8 protein-coding genes are annotated in these 15761 nt (G+C 68.5%); all 8 read right to left on the minus strand.

Annotated elements, in window-relative coordinates; all coding sequences use genetic code 11:
• Nucleotides 1-3: 3 nt before the first annotated feature.
• Nucleotides 4-528 (minus strand): AAA family ATPase, encoded by a 525-nt coding sequence (locus AC3WOS_RS06575; RefSeq protein WP_492715075.1) that lies wholly within the window; start codon nucleotides 526-528, stop codon nucleotides 4-6.
• Nucleotides 525-1223: a nicotinamide riboside transporter PnuC gene (gene pnuC, locus AC3WOS_RS06580; protein ID WP_492715076.1), complete on the minus strand. Its 699-nt coding sequence runs from the start codon at nucleotides 1221-1223 to the stop codon at nucleotides 525-527. Before pnuC ends, AC3WOS_RS06575 begins: the two co-directional genes overlap by 4 nt.
• 112 nt (nucleotides 1224-1335) lie before the next feature.
• Nucleotides 1336-3531 carry a S46 family peptidase gene (locus tag AC3WOS_RS06585; RefSeq protein ID WP_492715077.1) on the minus strand — a complete coding sequence of 732 codons (2196 nt, stop codon included), beginning with the start codon at nucleotides 3529-3531 and terminating at the stop codon, nucleotides 1336-1338.
• Nucleotides 3494-5269 carry a sensor histidine kinase gene (locus AC3WOS_RS06590; protein ID WP_492715078.1) on the minus strand — a complete coding sequence of 592 codons (1776 nt, stop codon included), beginning with the start codon at nucleotides 5267-5269 and terminating at the stop codon, nucleotides 3494-3496. The genes AC3WOS_RS06585 and AC3WOS_RS06590 overlap by 38 nt, the downstream gene beginning before the upstream one ends.
• Nucleotides 5266-7839, minus strand: a complete 2574-nt coding sequence (locus AC3WOS_RS06595; RefSeq protein WP_492715079.1) for a chemotaxis protein CheB — start codon at nucleotides 7837-7839, stop codon at nucleotides 5266-5268. Before AC3WOS_RS06595 ends, AC3WOS_RS06590 begins: the two co-directional genes overlap by 4 nt.
• Nucleotides 7840-7971: 132 nt before the next feature.
• Nucleotides 7972-9381, minus strand: coding sequence for an efflux transporter outer membrane subunit (locus tag AC3WOS_RS06600; protein ID WP_492715080.1), 1410 nt, complete (start codon nucleotides 9379-9381; stop codon nucleotides 7972-7974).
• A complete protein-coding gene (locus AC3WOS_RS06605) occupies nucleotides 9378-12620 on the minus strand; it encodes an efflux RND transporter permease subunit (RefSeq protein WP_492715081.1) in 3243 nt (1080 codons plus the stop codon). Before AC3WOS_RS06605 ends, AC3WOS_RS06600 begins: the two co-directional genes overlap by 4 nt.
• Nucleotides 12617-15739, minus strand: coding sequence for an efflux RND transporter permease subunit (locus AC3WOS_RS06610; protein ID WP_492715082.1), 3123 nt, complete (start codon nucleotides 15737-15739; stop codon nucleotides 12617-12619). Before AC3WOS_RS06610 ends, AC3WOS_RS06605 begins: the two co-directional genes overlap by 4 nt.
• Between the last annotated feature and the right edge of the window lie 22 nt (nucleotides 15740-15761).

Below are 15761 nucleotides of genomic sequence, written 5' to 3' on the forward strand. Positions count from 1 at the left end.
GCGTCAGCTCCGCAGCACTTCTTCAACCTGTCCGATACGCTGCTCCAGGCCACCCTGCACCAGCACGTAGGGAATGGCGCGGCGCGCCAGTTCCTCCAGCAACAGGCCGTGGACGATGCGGCTGACCTGCTCGCATTCACGCTGCAAGCCATCAGCCACCCAGGGGATGTCGGGCGCCGTGACCAGCGTGCGGTGGTAGCGGTGCTGCGCTACCAGCTGCTCGAGCTGGGGATCGATGCCGCCGAAATAGTGGCGGCTGTAGACGGCCGTCATCAGCGGCGTGGTGTCGCAGAACAGCAAGGCGCGGGCGTGGGCGGCGGCCGCATCCTCCCGTTCGAGCTGGGTGCGGGCGATGGGGTACTGGTCCTCTGCCACCGGCACGCGCGCCTGCGTATCGACGAATTCGCGCAGGTATTCTGGCACCCACAACGTGCCGTGGCGCTGCGCCAGGGCGGCCGCCAGCGTGGACTTGCCGGACGAGGCCGTGCCCAGGATGGCGATACGCAGCGGCCAGGCCGGGGCGCTCATTTGAACACCATGCCGCCCTGTGGAGCAGCGTCGTGGCCATGGCCACTGCCTTTGCTGCCCTTGCTGCCCTTGCTGCCTTTGCCGTCCGCGCCGCCTGCCCCGCCGTCCGTGCCCGCGGTGCGACTCCAGGCGCGCAGGCCCACGACGGCCATCGCCACGAACGCGCCATACAGCACGGCCGTCAGCAGCAGGTGCTTGTGGATGTAGAGCGCCACGTACAGCACGTCGACAATGATCCACACGTGCCAGTTCTCGACTTTTTTGCGCGACAGCAGCAGCTGGCCCACCAGGCTGCCGGCCGTCAGGAAGCCGTCCGCGCGCGGCACGTCGGTGTCGGTATAGGTGTGCAGGAACCAGGCCAGCAGCACGAAGCCGGCCAGCCAGCCGACCGCGCAGGCGGCGCGCCCGCGCGCGCCCAGGCGCGTGACGGGCAGCTGCGCATGGCTGTCGTCGCCATGCAGCCACTGATACCAGCCCCACACCGACACGGCGATGAACACCAGCTGCAGCCCCATGTCGCCATACAGGCTGGAGCCGAAGAACACCATGCCGTAGGTGGCCGAGGAGATGATGGAGAACAGCCAGGCCCAGTGGGTCTGGCGAATGTTGAGCCATACCGTGATCACCGACAGGATGAAGGAAATGAGCTCCAGCGGCGTGGTGACAAAGCCCAGCAGGACCAGGATATCGTTCATCGGGAGGAAGGGAGGCAGGCGAAAAAAGGAGGCCAAATTATAGACCATTGCGGCCCGCCCCAAGAAAACAAAGGGCCGGCGGCGCCATCGCGGCGCCCCCGGCGTCCGCCGCTTACTGCTTGGGATACTTGATGTGCATTTCCTGCAGCAGGTTGTCGGCGTGATCCACTTCCTGCATCACCCACAGCATGTAGCGGATATCCATGTGGATGGCGCGCGTGATATCGCGGTCGAAATACCAATCCTTGGTGATGGACTCATAGGTCGAATCGAAGTTCAGGCCGATCAGTTCACCGTGCCGGTTCATCACGGCCGAACCGGAATTGCCGCCCGTGGTATCGGCGCTGGTGAGGAAATCGACCGGCACCGTGCCCAGCACCGGGTCCTTGAACTGGCCATAGCGCTTGGCCTTGATCGCCTCCAGCAGCTTGGCCGGCGCGTTGAACGGCTCCTTGCCCGTGTGCTTCTCGACGATGCCCTCGATGGTGGTGAACGGTCCCTTGGTCACGCCGTCGCGCGGCGAGTACGGCGCCACCGTGCCATAGGTCACGCGCAGGGTGGAATTGGCGTCCGGGTAGACCGGCTTGCCCTGCGACTGCTTCCACGCGATCACGGCCTGCATGTACTGCGGGATCACCCGTTCCAGGTTACCGTCCACTTCCTTGCGGCGCTCCTCGAGCGCCGTCATGACGCCGTTCAGCTTGACGGCCAGCTTGAGGAAGGCGTCGTCCGAGGCGGCGATGGCCGCCGCGTCCTTGCCCAGCCAGCCCAGGCGGGCCGCCGTGTCGCCCAGCTTCGATTGCTGGTACAGGACCGGCACCGCGTCCACGGCCGGCAGCAGCGCGTCCACGCCGTGCGCATGCATGGACGCCGGCAGGCGCGCGTAGCGCTGCAGGGCCGCCACGTAGCGGGCCTGGTCCACGGCGCCCACATAGGATTGCTCGAGGCGGGTCAGGCGCGCCTTGATGAAGGTCAGGTCACGCTGCTGGTAGCCCGATTCGCGCGCGGTATCGGGCTTGCGCCCTTCCAGCGCCAGCCGGTGCAGCGTGCGTGCACTCTTCAGCAGGTCGCTGTTGGTGGCCACACTCATGCCGAATTCCTCGTCGCTGAGGGCGATGTCGGCCGCGATGACCGCGTCCAGTTCGGCCAGCAGCGTCTTCGACACCTTGGGCTGGGCCGCGTACCAGGCGCGGAACTGGGCATCCTGCACGTCCTTGATGGCGGCGATGTCCTTGCGGGCGAAGCCGTCCAGCAAGCCCTGGGTCTTCTTCATCACGTTGTTGAGGCCCTTGGCCACGCTGGCGTAGCGCACCTCGTCGGCGGCGCTGCCCTTGGTGGCGGCGGCGATCGTGTCCAGGTCGGCCTGGAGCTCGGCCACCTTGGCCGGATAGGCCGCGTCGCGGGCGTAGCGGATCTCGGACGGCAGCTTGTAGCGGCTGGTGCGGCCCGGATAGCCGGCCAGCAGGATAGGATCGCCGTTCTTCAGCCCTTCGGCCGACACCACCAGGAAGTCCTGCGAGTGGTAAGGCACATTGTCGGGCGACGGATCGGCCGGACGGCCATCCTTGCCCACGTAGGCGCGCAGGAAGGAATAGTCGCCGTCATGGCGCGGCCATTCGTAATTGTCGACGTCGCCGCCGAAATTGCCGATCATGTCGGCCGGCGCGTACACCAGGCGCACGTCGCGTATCATCATCTGGCGAATGCGGTAGTACTCCAGGCCGCGGTGGAAGGCCGGCACCGAGCAGCGGTACATCTTGTCGGTTTCGCATTCGGCGATCAGGGCCTTGATGGCGCCCTCCACGGCCTCGTGGCGCTGGCGCCCGGTCATGGCCGGCTTGACGGCGCCCAGCACGCGCGCGCTGACGTTTTCCACCTTGTCGGTCACGTACACCAGCGTGTTCGGGCCGCCGGCCAGTTCCTCGGCGCGGGTCCTGGCCAGGAAGCCGTTGGCGATGTAGTTGTGCTCAGGGGTGGAATTGCGCTGGATCGCACCGTAGGCGCAGTGGTGGTTGGTGACCACCAGGCCCGCGTCGGACACGAACGAGGCCGAGCAGCCGCCCAGCGAGACGATGGCGCTCATCGGATGGCGCGACAGGTCGGCCAGCTGGTCGGCCGGGATCTCGATGCCGATGCGCTGCAGTTCGGATTTCAGCTGCGGAAGCTGGTGCGGTTGCCATTGTCCTTCGTCGGCGTGGGCCGCGCCTGCGCATAGCAGGACGGCCGGGAATACTAATTTTTTGAACAAGATTTGCCCCCTGAAAGTAAATTCAGCGGGAGTATATGCCTTCTGCACGTGGCTGAACATGGTTTTTCCCGGGCCGCGCCGCGATCGGCTCGAAACGCAAGGTCAGCACGCAGCCCTGCCCCGGCACATAGCGTTCCACCTCGAAGCGCCCGCCCAGCGCCGCCACCCGCTCGGCGATGCCGATCAGGCCGAACGAGCCGGCCTTGACCCGTTGCGCCGGCGCGATGCCCACGCCATTGTCGGCGATGCGCAGTTCGACCCGCTCCGGTTCGACCAGCAGCCGCACTTCGACGTCGGTGGCGCCGGCGTGGCGCAGCACATTGGTCAGCGATTCCTGCAGGCTGCGAAACAGCACGATGGCCAGCTCCGGATCGATGGTATCCACCACAGCTTCGGGCGGCAGCAGCAAACGGCACGCCAGCCCGCTGCGCTTGCGGAACTCGCCCGCCTGCCACTCCAGCGCCGCCTGCAGGCCCAGGTCCAGCACGGCCGGGCGCAACTCGTTGATGATGTCGCGCACGCTGCGGATGGTGGCGTCCACGTTGTCGAGCACCGCGTCCACCCGCTGGCGCAGGCGCGGGTGGCGCGCCTCCGTGCGCGTGCGCAGGGAGGCGATGTCGAGCCGCAGCGCCAGCAGGTTCTGGCCCAGCTCATCATGGATCTCGCGCGCGATACGCTTGCGCTCCTGCTCCTTGATGGTGGCCAGGTGGCCGGCCAGCTGGCGCAGCTGCTCGCCCGACTGCTGCAGGGCGGCCTCGGCGCGCTTGCGTTCGGCCACTTCGCGGCGCAGCATGACGTTGGCCGCCGTCAGCTCGGCGGTGCGCGCCACCACGCGCGCATCGAGCTCGCGCGACAGCTCGAGCAAGGCCTGTTCGGCGCGCTTGCGCTCGGAAATATCGGCAAACACGGCGATGTAATAGTCGACGCTGCCGTCCTCGCTGCGCACCACCGTCATCGACGTCTGCGACGTAAACGCTGTGCCGTCGCGGCGCAGGTTGTGCACCTCGCCCTGCCACACGCCACCTGCCAGCAGCTGTTCGCGCGCCGCCGTATGGTAGCCGGCCGGATGGGCGCCGGGCTGGCCCAAAAAGGCCGGATCGCGCCCCAGCGCCTCCTCGGCCAGGTAGCCGGTGATGCGGGTGAAGGCCGGATTGACGGCCACGATGCGGCGAGCGCTGTCGCACACCAGCACCCCCTCCTCTATGCTGTCGAGCACCAGGAAGGCGCGCCGCCGCGCCGCCTCGCGCGCATGCCGGTCGCCCATGGCGGTGAGCACCATGCGGCAGGACGGTCCGGCCGGATCGAGATTGGCTTCGATGCGCACGGTGCAGCCATCGTCCACCCCGTCGCCGCCGAACAGGGGCAGCTCCAGCGCGCCGCGCGCGCCGCTGGCGAACACGCCGGCCAGGAAACGGCGCAGCGCCGCCTGCGCGTCCGGCGCCACGAACTGCTCGAACGGACGCCCCAGCAACTGCGGCCGCGCGCGGCCCAGCAGGCTGGCCGCGGCCAGGTTGGCGCGGCTGATGCGCCCGTCCTGCCCCACCGACAGGTAGCTGGCCGGCGCCTGGTCGTACAGGGTGGCGAAGTGTTCCAGATCGGCCTCGGCCGCGTCGCGCTGCTGCCGCATGGCCGCCAGCGCCGCGTTCTGCATCTCCAGCTCGATCTGGCTGACCTGCAGTTCATGCAGCTGGCGGCGCATGTCGGCCCCGCTCTCGTCCAGCATGGCGGAGGTGCCCGCCGGGCGCTGCTCGCGCCGCGCGCCGGCGGCGGCCGGATCAGGCGCGGCGCGGCGGGTCATGAGCGCACCGCGCCGCCCTGCACGGCGCGCAGCCGCGCTTCCAGCTGCTTGGCCTCCGTGATGTTGATGAAGGTGACCACCACGCCGTCGATCACGTTGTCCACCGTACGGTAGGGCATGATGCGCACCGTGTACCAGCGCCCGCTGCGGGTGGGCACCTGGTGCTCGCAGTACACCAGCGTGCGCAGCACTTCGCGCGCATGCAGTTCCAGGTCGGGATAGTCGAGGTCATTGACGATGTCGCCCAACGGCCGGTTCAGGTCCGACGAAATCAGCTTGTAGATCTGCGTGGCCTGGTTGGTGAAGCGCCGGATGCGCAACTCATTGTCGAGGAAGATGGTGGCGATGTCGGTGCTGTTGAGCAGGTTCTTCATGTCGCCGTTGACCATCGACAGGTCGTCCACCTTGGACTGCAGCTCGGCGTTGACGGTGTACAGCTCCTCGTTGAGCGACTGCATTTCCTCCTTGGAGGTGGTCAGCTCCTCGTTGGTCGACTGCAGTTCCTCGTTGGTCGACTGCAGCTCCTCGTTGGCCGACTTGAGCTCCTCGCGCGAGGCTTGCATCTCGTCGCGCACGGTCTGGATATCGATGCGTGCCTGCATCAGCTGCTGTTCCAGCTCCTGCACCCGCGGGTTGGACGAACGGCTGCGGCGGCGCTGCGGCGGCAGCGGCGCCGTGGCAAAGGTCACCAGTATCGTGCCGGCCATCGGATCGTCGTCCGGCATGGCCTCGGCCGTCAGGTCCACCGCCAGCGGCGGCGTGTCGCCTTCCTTGAGCACCAGGCCGCGCACGGCGATCAGGCCGCCGCCACGCGCGGCGCGCGAGATCAGGTCGGCCAGCTCGAAGCGCAGTCCTTCGCGCGCCATGGCGTGGATGTTCCAGTTGGCCTTGCCCGCGGCCGGTTCCAGGAAGGCGCCGGTGCGGCCATGGATGTACAGGATGTCGCCCTGCGGATTGAGCAGCGCCGCCGCCGGCGTATGCTTGCGGAGCAGATGCTGCTCCACCTGGTGTTGTAGATTGCCGCTCATGGATGGGGTGCGCGTTTCGCTCGCAGGTGGTGGGGCCGTGTTGCCGGCCCGGGTGGGAAAATAGTGGGTCACGCGCTGGTCGGCGCCGTCCAGCCGGCGGTAGATGCGTCCCGACCCCGGCACGGCCGCGAACAGGTCGGTAAAGCGGCCCGGCGTGTCGGCGCTGCCCAGTATCAGCAGGCCGTCGCGCTTGAGGGCGTAGTGGAACAGCGGAATGAGCTGCTCCTGCAGTTTGACGTTAAAGTAGATCAGCAGGTTGCGGCAGCACAGGATATCGAGCTTGCTGAACGGCGGATCGGAAATGATATTCTGCTGGGCGAAGATGATGCTGTTGCGTAGTTCCTTGCGGATGCGGTAGCCCTGCTCGTCGGCCACGAAATAGCGCTGCAGCCGCTGCGGCGACACGTCGGCCTCGATACTGCGCCCGAAGTGGCCCTGGCGCCCGCGGTCGATCGCGTCCGGATCGAGGTCGGTGGCGAAGATCTGCAGCGTGTAGCTGGCCGTGGGCGCCAGGCGCTCCACCACTTCGGAAAACACGATGGCCAGCGAATACGCCTCCTCGCCCGTGGAGCAGGCCGGCACCCACGCCTTCAGCGCCAGTCCCTCGGGATGGGCCGCCAGCAGTTCCGGCAGCGCCGTCTGGGCCAGGTAGTCCCACACCTTGGCGTCGCGGAAGAACTGGGTCACCCCGATCAGCAGCTCCTTGAACAGCAGCTCCACCTCCTGCGGATTGTCGTGCAGATAGTCGACATACTGTTCCATGCTGCGGAACTGGCGCAACTTCATGCGGCGCTCGATGCGGCGCAACACGGTATTGAGCTTGTAGTCGGAAAAATCGGCGCCCATTTGCTGCTGCAGCAGTTGGTACAACTCGTGCATGGCGTTGCGCTGGCCGGCGCCTACTGCGTCGAGCATGAGCGCGGGGCGGCGCCAGTGGGCCAGGATCAGGGCCGGCATATCGCCCGGCAGCGCCACGATGTCGGCCGCGCCAGCGTCGATGGCGCTCTGCGGCATGGGATCGAACCTGGCCGACGAGGGGGTTTGCACCAGCGTCAGGCCGCCCTGCACCTTGATGGCCTGCAGGCCGCGCGTGCCGTCGCCGCCCATACCCGACAGGACGATGCCGATGGCGCGGTCGCCGCAGCCGTCGGCCAGCGCGGCGAAGAAGGAATCGATCGGCAGCCGCTGGCCGCGCGGGGCGGCCGGGGGCAGCAGGGTCAGCGCGTTGCCGGCCAGACCCAGGTCGCGATTGGGCGGGATCACGTAGACGCAATCGGCTTCGAGCGCCATGCGGTCCGTGATTTCGCGCACCCGCATCGGCGTCACGCGTTGCAGCAGCTCGGGCAGCATGCCCTTGTGCTCGGGGTCCAGGTGCTGGATGACGACGTAGGCCAGGCCGCTGTTGGCCGGCACGCTGGCCAGGAAATCGCTGATCGGCTCCAGCCCGCCGGCCGAGGCGCCTATGGCCACCACCGGCACGGCATCGTCCGCCGGGGCGGACCCGGATGGGGCGGAAGATGGCGCGGTGGCGTGCTTGGTCATCGTGGCATGCGATAGGCTGGAAGTGGACCGCCGGGCGGTAGACGCCGGACGGGCGTTATATTTCTGGTCATCTTGCCAGCCGATTATACAAAGGCCCACCCCAAACGCCAAGCGACCCTTGGCGGGGCCCGATTACTGCGGCGGGCGCCAGCCGCCGCCCAACGCCTGGATCAGGGCCACGGCCGTGCTCTGGCGGTCGGCCTGGGCCTGCACCAGGGCGCGGCGGGCGGCCAGCGCCGTGTTCTGGGCAGTCACTACCTCCGTGTAAGCGACTTGTCCGGCGCGGTAGCGGTTCAGCATCTGCGCCTCGACCTGGTCGGCCGCCTCGGACGCGGCGCGCCGCAGTTCCTGCTGGCTGGCCAGCGTGCGGCTGGCCGCCAGCTGGTTCTCCACATCGGCAAAGGCGGCCAGCACGGTCTGGCGGTAGTGGGCGATGGCCGCGTCGCGCCCCGCCTCGGCGCCGCCGACGCGGGCCGCCGTGGCGCCCGCGTTGAACAGGTTTTCGGCCGCCGACAGGCCCAGCGACCACAGGCTGTTGGACGCATTGAACAGGCCCGCCGCCTGGCCGGCGCCCACGCCGTATGACGCCGTCAGGTTCAGGCTGGGAAAATAGGCGGCGCGGGCGATGCCGATCTGCGCGTTGGCGGCGGCCACCCGGCGCTCGGCGGCGGCGATGTCGGGCCGGCGCTGCAGCAGCGTGGACGGCACGCCGGCCGGGATCTCCGGCACGGTTGTGCTCCACGGCGCCGGCGCCAGCGTGAAGGCGCCGGCCGGCTGGCCCACCAGGACGGCGATGGCATGTTCAAACTGGGCACGCTGGCGCACCACCGTGCTCTGGTCGATGCGGGCGCTGGCCAGCTGGGTCTGCGCCTGCAGCACGTCCGACCGGGCGGCCAGGCCGGCGTTGAAGCGGTTGGTGGTGATCGTCAGCAGGCGCTGGTAGCCTTCCACGGTGGCGTCCAGCAGTGTCTTTTGCGCGTCGGCCTGGCGCAGCGCGAAATAGTCGGCCGCCAGTTCGCCCTGGGCCGACAGGCGGGCCGCCGCCAGGTCCGCCGCGCTGGCCTGGGCGGCAGCGCCGGCGCTGTCGGTGCCGGCGCGCAGCTTGCCCCACACGTCCGGCTCCCAGCTGCCGCCGATGTTCATGCGGTACTGGCTGGCGCTGCGCGTGTCGCCCCCGCCACCGGAGCGGACGGCGCCGCCGTTCAGGTCCACCACGGGGAACAGCGCGGCGCGCTGCTCGCTCACCAGCGCGCGCGCCTGGGCGTAGGCTGCCGCGGCGGCGGCCACGTTCTGGTTCGACACCTCGACGGCGGCGGCCAGTTCATTGAGCACGGGGTCGCCGAACAGCGTCCACCACGGGCCACGCTCCAGCGCGTCGGCCGGCGCGGCCGGCTGCCAGCCTTGCGCCTCCTTGTAGGCGTCGGGCTGCGCCACGGCGGGCACATGGTAGGCGGGAGCGACGGCGCAGCCGCTGGCCACGCTGGCCGCAAAGGCCATGACGGCCAGGCGCATGGGAGCGCGGTTAATCAGCTTCGGTTTCATGGTGAGTTCGGCGACGCAGTTGCCTGCTCGCCGTGGAGACGGCTCAAATGTTGTTCGGATGGGCTGCGCCGGCGCAGCTTGTCGAGCAGGATGTAGACCACCGGCGTGGTCAGCAACGTCATCAGCTGACTGGCGACCAGGCCGCCGATGATGGCGATGCCCAGCGGCTGGCGTAGCTCCGAGCCTTCGCCGAAGCCGATGGCCAGCGGCAGCGCGCCCAGGGCGGCGGCCAGGGTCGTCATCAGGATGGGGCGGAAGCGCAGCAGGCAGGCTTCGCGCACGGCCTGCACCGCGTCCAGCCCCCGGCCACGCTCGGCCTCCAGCGCGAAGTCGATGATGAGGATGGCGTTCTTCTTGACGATGCCGATCAGCAGGAACACGCCGATCAGGGCGATGATGGAAAACTCCATCCTGAACATCAGCAGCGCCAGCACGGCGCCCACCCCGGCCGACGGCAACGTGGACAGCACGGTGATCGGATGCACCAGGCTTTCGTACAGGATGCCCAGCACGATGTAGATCACGACGATGGCCGCCAGGATCAGCAACGGTTGCTGGCGGCTGCTCTCGTCGGCGCTGCGGGCCGTGCCCTGGAAGCTGCCGCGCACATTGGCCGGCATGGCGATGTCGGCCTCGGCCTGCTTGACGGCCTCCTGCCCGTCGCCCAGGCTGTAGCCGTCGGCCAGGTTGAACGACACGGTGGTGGCCAGCTCGCCGTCCTGGTGCTCCACCGAAGTGGGCGCGGAGCGTTCGGAAAACTGCGCGATGGCCGCCAGCGGCACCATGACGTTGGCCGCCGTATTGAGCGCCGCGCCCGTGGCCGCGTCGCGCGCGGTGCCGCTGTTGTTGCTGGCGTTGCTGGCGTTGCCGGCGTTGCCGGCGCCGGTAGCCGTGGCGTTGCCGACACCCTTGCCCGGCACGTACACGTCGCGCAGCGCCTCCGGGCTCTGGGCATAGCGGGGCGCCACCTCCATGATGACGTGGTATTGATTGAGTTCGTCGTAAATGGTGGAAACCTGGCGCTGCCCAAAGCCGTTGTAGAGCGCATTGTCCACGTCGCGCACCGTCATGCCCATTTTGGCGGCGCTGTCCTTGTCGATGCTGACGAAGGTTTCCACGCCGTTGTCCGCCTGGTCCGTGTCCACATCGATCAAGGCCTTCTGGCTCTTCATGGCGTCCGCCAGCCGCGCTGCCCACACCTTCAGCGCGGCGCGATCGTCGCTCTTGAGCGTGTACTGGTAGGTGGAATTGGACTGCCGCCCACCCATGCGCAAGTCCTGAACCGGGTTGAGGAACAGCGATACGCCACTGATGCGGGCCAGCTGCGGGCGCAGCCGCGCCATCACGGCCTGCCCCGCCTCGTGGCGCTGCGACGGCGGCTTGAGCGTGATGAACATGAAACCGCCCCCTGCGCGCGAGCCGCCCGTGAAGCCGACCACCGTATCGACGGCCGGATCGCGCTTGATGACGTTGACCAGCTGGCGCAGCTTCTGCTGCATGGCCTGGAACGAAATGCTCTGGTCGGCGCGGATGCCGCCGCTGATCTGGCCCGAGTCCTGCTGCGGGAAAAAGCCCTTGGGCGCGGCCCGGAACAGGTAGACGTTCAGGCCGACCACGAACACCAGGATCAGCATCACCAGCCACAAACTGGACAGCGCCCAGTCCAGCGAATGGGCATACATGCGGTGCATCCAGTCGTAGCCCCGTTCCGCCCAGCGCGCCAGACGGCCCGGTGGCCGGTGCCGGGCGCCCGGTTTGAGCAGCCAGGCGCACATCATGGGCGTGGTGGTGAGCGAGATCACCAGCGAGATGAGCACCGCCACCGACAGCGTGACGGCGAACTCGCGGAACAGCCGCCCCACCTGCCCGCCCATGAACAGCAGCGGAATGAACACGGCCACCAGCGACAGGCTGATCGACAGCACGGTAAAGCCCACCTCGCGCGCGCCCAGCAGCGCTGCGCGGAAGCGGTCCATGCCCGCCTCGATATGGCGCGACGTATTCTCCAGCACCACGATGGCGTCGTCCACCACGAAGCCGGTGGCCACCGTCAGCGCCATCAGGCTCAGGTTATTGAGGCTGAAGCCCATCAAATACATGACGCCGAAGGTGCCCAGCAGCGACACGATGGTGGCCACGGCCGGCACGATGGTGGCGCGCGCACTGCGCAGGAAGGCGCTCACCACCAGCACCACCAGCACGATGGAAATCAGCAGCGTGATCTCGATTTCCTTGAGCGAGGCGCGGATGGAGTTGGTGCGGTCCGACGCCACCTGCAGCTTGACGTCCTGCGGCAGCTGCGCCTGCAGTTGCGGCAGCAAGGCGCGCACGCTGTCCACGGTTTCGATCACGTTGGCGCCGGGCTGGCGGGTAATGAGCACGATGACAGCCGGATCGCCGTTGAACAGGCCCAGCGTGTTGTTGTTCTCGGTGCCGTCGATCACCTCCGCCACGTCCTGCAGGCGGATGGCCGAGCCGTTGCGCCATGCCACCACCAGCGTGCGGTAGTCGGCGGCGCTGCGCCCGCCCCTGGCGCCGTTGGGCGCGGAATAGAGCTGCAAATGGCGGCCTTCGCCCTCGATGGCGCCCTTGGGCCGGTTGGCATTGGTGGCCTGGATGGCGGCCCGCACATCCTCGGTCGACACGCCGTAGCGGTTAAGCGCATACGGCAGCAGCTCCACCCGCACCGCCGGCAGCGAGCCGCCGCCGATTTCCACGTCGCCCACGCCCTGCACCTGCGCCAGCTTCTGCTGCACCAGGTTGGAGACGGCTTCGTAGATCTGGCCCGGTGTGCGGGTGGGCGAAGTCAGGGCCAGGATCAGCACCGGTGCGTCGGACGGGTTGACCTTGCGGTAGGTGGGATTGCTGCGCAGCGTGGCCGGCAGGTCCACGCGCGACGCGTTGATGGCCGCCTGCACCTCGCGCGCGGCCGAATCGATCTTGCGGTTCAGGTCGAACTGCAGGTTGACCCGGGTCTGGCCGGCGCCGGAGCTGGAGGTGACCTCGTTGACGCCGGCGATCACGCCCAGCCGCCGTTCCAGCGGGGTGGCCACGTTGCTGGCCATGGTTTCCGGACTGGCGCCCGGCAGCGTGGCCGTGACGGAAATGGCCGGAAAATCCACCTGCGGCAGCGGCGACACCGGCAGCCCGAAGAAGGCGGCGATGCCGGCCAGCGCGATGCCGATGGTCAGCAGCACCGTGCCGATGGGACGGCGGACGAACGGCTCCGACAGGTTCACGGCGCCACCCCGTCCGCGCCGTCCACGCGGCCGGCGTTCTTGCCCGCGCCGCCACGGCGCCGCCAGCGCTGCGCCAGCGCGTCAAAGCCCAGGTAGATCACCGGCGTGGTGAACAGCGTGAGCATCTGGCTCACGATCAGGCCGCCGAAAATGGACAGGCCCAGCGGCCGGCGCAGTTCGGCGCCCTCGCCCCAGCCCAGCATCAGCGGCACGGCCGCGAACAGGGCCGCCAGCGTCGTCATCAGGATGGGGCGGAAGCGCAGCAGCGCCGCCTGGTGGATCGCTTCCCGCGCCGACTTGCCCTCCTCCCGTTCGGCCTCGATGGCGAAGTCGATCATCATGATGGCGTTCTTCTTGACGATACCGATCAGCAGGATGATGCCGATGATGCCGATCACGCCCAGGTCCTGGCCGCTGACGGCCAGCGCCAGCAAGGCGCCCACCCCGGCCGAGGGCAAGGTGGACAGGATGGTGAGCGGATGGATATAGCTCTCGTACAGCACACCGAGCACGATGTAGACGCAGATCACGGCCGCCAGGATCAGCCACAGCTGGTTGGACAGCGAATTCTGGTAGGCACCGGCCGCCCCCAGGAAGGTGAGCGACACGGACGGCGGCAGCTTGATCTCTTCCGATGCCTCGCGCACGGCATCCACCGCGTTGCCCAGCGCGACGCCGTCGGCCGTGTCGAAGCCCAGCGTGGTGGCCGGATACTGGGCCACGTGCGTGATCTGCAGCGGTGCCGGGCGCTCGCTGACGGTGGCCACGGCCGACAGCGGCGTGGCCTTGCCGGAGCTGGTACGCAGCTGCAGGTTGCCCAGCGATTCGGGCGTGGTCAGCGTATCGGGCCGCGCTTCCAGGATCACCCGGTACTGGTCGGTCTGGGCGAAGATGGTCGAGACGATGCGCTGGCCGAAGGCGCTGTAGAGCGCGTCGTCGATGGCGGCGGCCGTGATGCCCAGCCGCGAGGCGCTGTCGCGGTCGATGCTGATGTAGGCCGCGTTGCCGGTGGCGCCCGCGTCCGACACCACGTTGCGCAGCCGCGCCTTGGTGCGCATCTGCTGCGCCAGGCGCGCGGCCCAGGTATTGACGGTGGCGTAATCGGCCCCTTCCAGCGACACGCGGTACTGGGTCGGCCCCGTCTCGGCGTCGATGGTCAGGTCCTGGGTCGGCTGCAGGTACAGCGTGACGCCGGCCACCGCGCTGGCGCGCTGGCGCAGGCGCGCCATGGTGGCGTCCTGGGTGGAAGTGCGCTGGCGCTTCAGGTTGATCAGCATGCGGCCCGTGTGCAGCATGGTGTTGTTGGCCGCGTCCACCCCGACCAGGGAACTGAGCGACGCCACGTCGGGGTCGGCCAGGATGGCGCGCGCCGCGGCCTGCTGCAGTGCGGCCATGCGCTCGTAGGACACGGCCTGCGCCGTCTCCACCCGGGCTTGCAGCTGGCCCGTGTCCTGGGTCGGGAACAGGCCCTTGGGAATGAAGATGTACATGGCCACCGTCAGCAGCAGCGTGGCCAGCGCCACCAGCAGCGTCATGCCCTGGCGTTCGAGCACCCATTGCAGGGCGCGGTCGTAGTGCGCGATCACCTGGTCAAAAAAGGCCTGGGTGTGGCGGGCCAGCGCGCCCGGATGCTCGTCCGCGTGGCTGCGCAGCCAGCGGCCCGACATCATGGGCACCAGCGTCAGCGACACCACGGCCGAAATCAGGATAGTGATGGCCAGCGTGACGGCGAACTCGCGGAACAGCCGCCCCACCACGTCGCCCATGAACAGCAGCGGGATCAGCACGGCGATCAGCGACACCGTCAGCGAAATGATGGTGAAGCCGATCTGGGTGGCGCCCTTGAGCGCGGCCGCCATCGGTTCCTCGCCCTGCTCGATGTAGCGGGCAATGTTCTCGATCATGACGATGGCGTCGTCCACCACGAAGCCGGTGGCGATGGTCAGCGCCATCAGCGACAGGTTGTTCAGGCTGTAGCCGAGCAAATACATGACGCCGAAGGTGCCGATCAGCGAGATGGGCACGGCCAGGCTGGCGATCACGGTGGCCCGCACGCTGTGCAGGAAGCCGAAGATGACCAGCACCACCAGCACCACGGCCAGCATCAGTTCCGTCTCCACATGCTCGACCGAAGCGCGGATGCCCGTGGTGCGGTCGTTCAGCACGTCCACCCGCAGCGCGCCGGGCAGGCCGGCCGTCAGTTCCGGCAGGCGGCTCTTGATGGCGTCCACGGTGGCGATCACGTTGGCGCCGGGCTGGCGCTGCACGTTGAGGATGATGGCCGGCCGCAGGCCGGACCAGGCGCCCAGCTTGACGTTCTCCGCGCTGTCGACCACCTGGGCCACGTCGTCCAGCCGCACGGGCGCGCCGTTGCGGTAGGCCACGATCAGCTTGCGGTAGTCGTCGGCGGCCAGCAGCTGGTCGTTGGCGTTGATGGTGAAGGAGCGGGTCGGGCCGTCGAAGCTGCCCTTGGCGCTGTTGGCGTTGGCGCTGGTGATGGCGCTGCGCAGCGTGTCCAGCCCCAGGCCGTAGGACGCGAGGGCCTGGGTGTCGGCCTGGATGCGCACGGCCGGCCGCTGGCCGCCGCTCAGCGTGACCAGGCCCACGCCGCTGACCTGGCTGATCTTCAGCGCCAGGCGGGTGTTGACGATGTTCTGCACCTGCGTCAGCGGCATGGTGTCGGAAGTGATGGCCAGCGTCAGCACCGGCGCATCGGCCGGGTTGACCTTGGCGTACACGGGCGGCGCGGGCAGATCGGTCGGCAGCAGCGAGGCGCCGGCGTTGATGGCGGCCTGCACTTCCTGCTCGGCCACGTCCAGCGTCTGGCCCAGCGAGAATTGCAGCGTGATGAGGGACACGCCGGCGGCGCTGGTGGAACTCATGCGCTGCAGCCCGGCCATCTGGCCGAACTGGCGCTCCAGCGGCGCCGTCACGGTCTGGCCCATCACTTCGGGGCTGCCGCCGGGGTACAGCGTCTGCACCTGGATCGTGGGGAAGTCGACCTGCGGCAGCGCCGACAGCGGCAGGAACTTGAAGCCGACCAGGCCCGCCAGCACGATGGCCAGCATCAGCAGCGAGGTGGCCACCGGGCGCTGGATGAACGGTGCGGACGGACTCATGGCAACGTCTCCGTGCGGGCGG

Source organism: Rugamonas sp. FW305-51 (genome assembly GCF_058786935.1).

Excerpts from the sequence above, each read along its gene's own strand:
- AC3WOS_RS06600 (WP_492715080.1), bottom strand. The coding sequence starts at position 9,381 with ATGAAACCGAAGCTGATTAACCGCGCTCCCATGCGCCTGGCCGTCATG.
- AC3WOS_RS06610 (WP_492715082.1), bottom strand. The coding sequence starts at position 15,739 with ATGAGTCCGTCCGCACCGTTCATCCAGCGCCCGGTGGCCACCTCGCTG.
- AC3WOS_RS06595 (WP_492715079.1), bottom strand. The coding sequence starts at position 7,839 with ATGACCAAGCACGCCACCGCGCCATCTTCCGCCCCATCCGGGTCCGCC.
- AC3WOS_RS06590 (WP_492715078.1), bottom strand. The coding sequence starts at position 5,269 with ATGACCCGCCGCGCCGCGCCTGATCCGGCCGCCGCCGGCGCGCGGCGC.
- AC3WOS_RS06585 (WP_492715077.1), bottom strand. The coding sequence starts at position 3,531 with ATGTTCAGCCACGTGCAGAAGGCATATACTCCCGCTGAATTTACTTTC.
- pnuC (WP_492715076.1), bottom strand. The coding sequence starts at position 1,223 with ATGAACGATATCCTGGTCCTGCTGGGCTTTGTCACCACGCCGCTGGAG.
- AC3WOS_RS06575 (WP_492715075.1), bottom strand. The coding sequence starts at position 528 with ATGAGCGCCCCGGCCTGGCCGCTGCGTATCGCCATCCTGGGCACGGCC.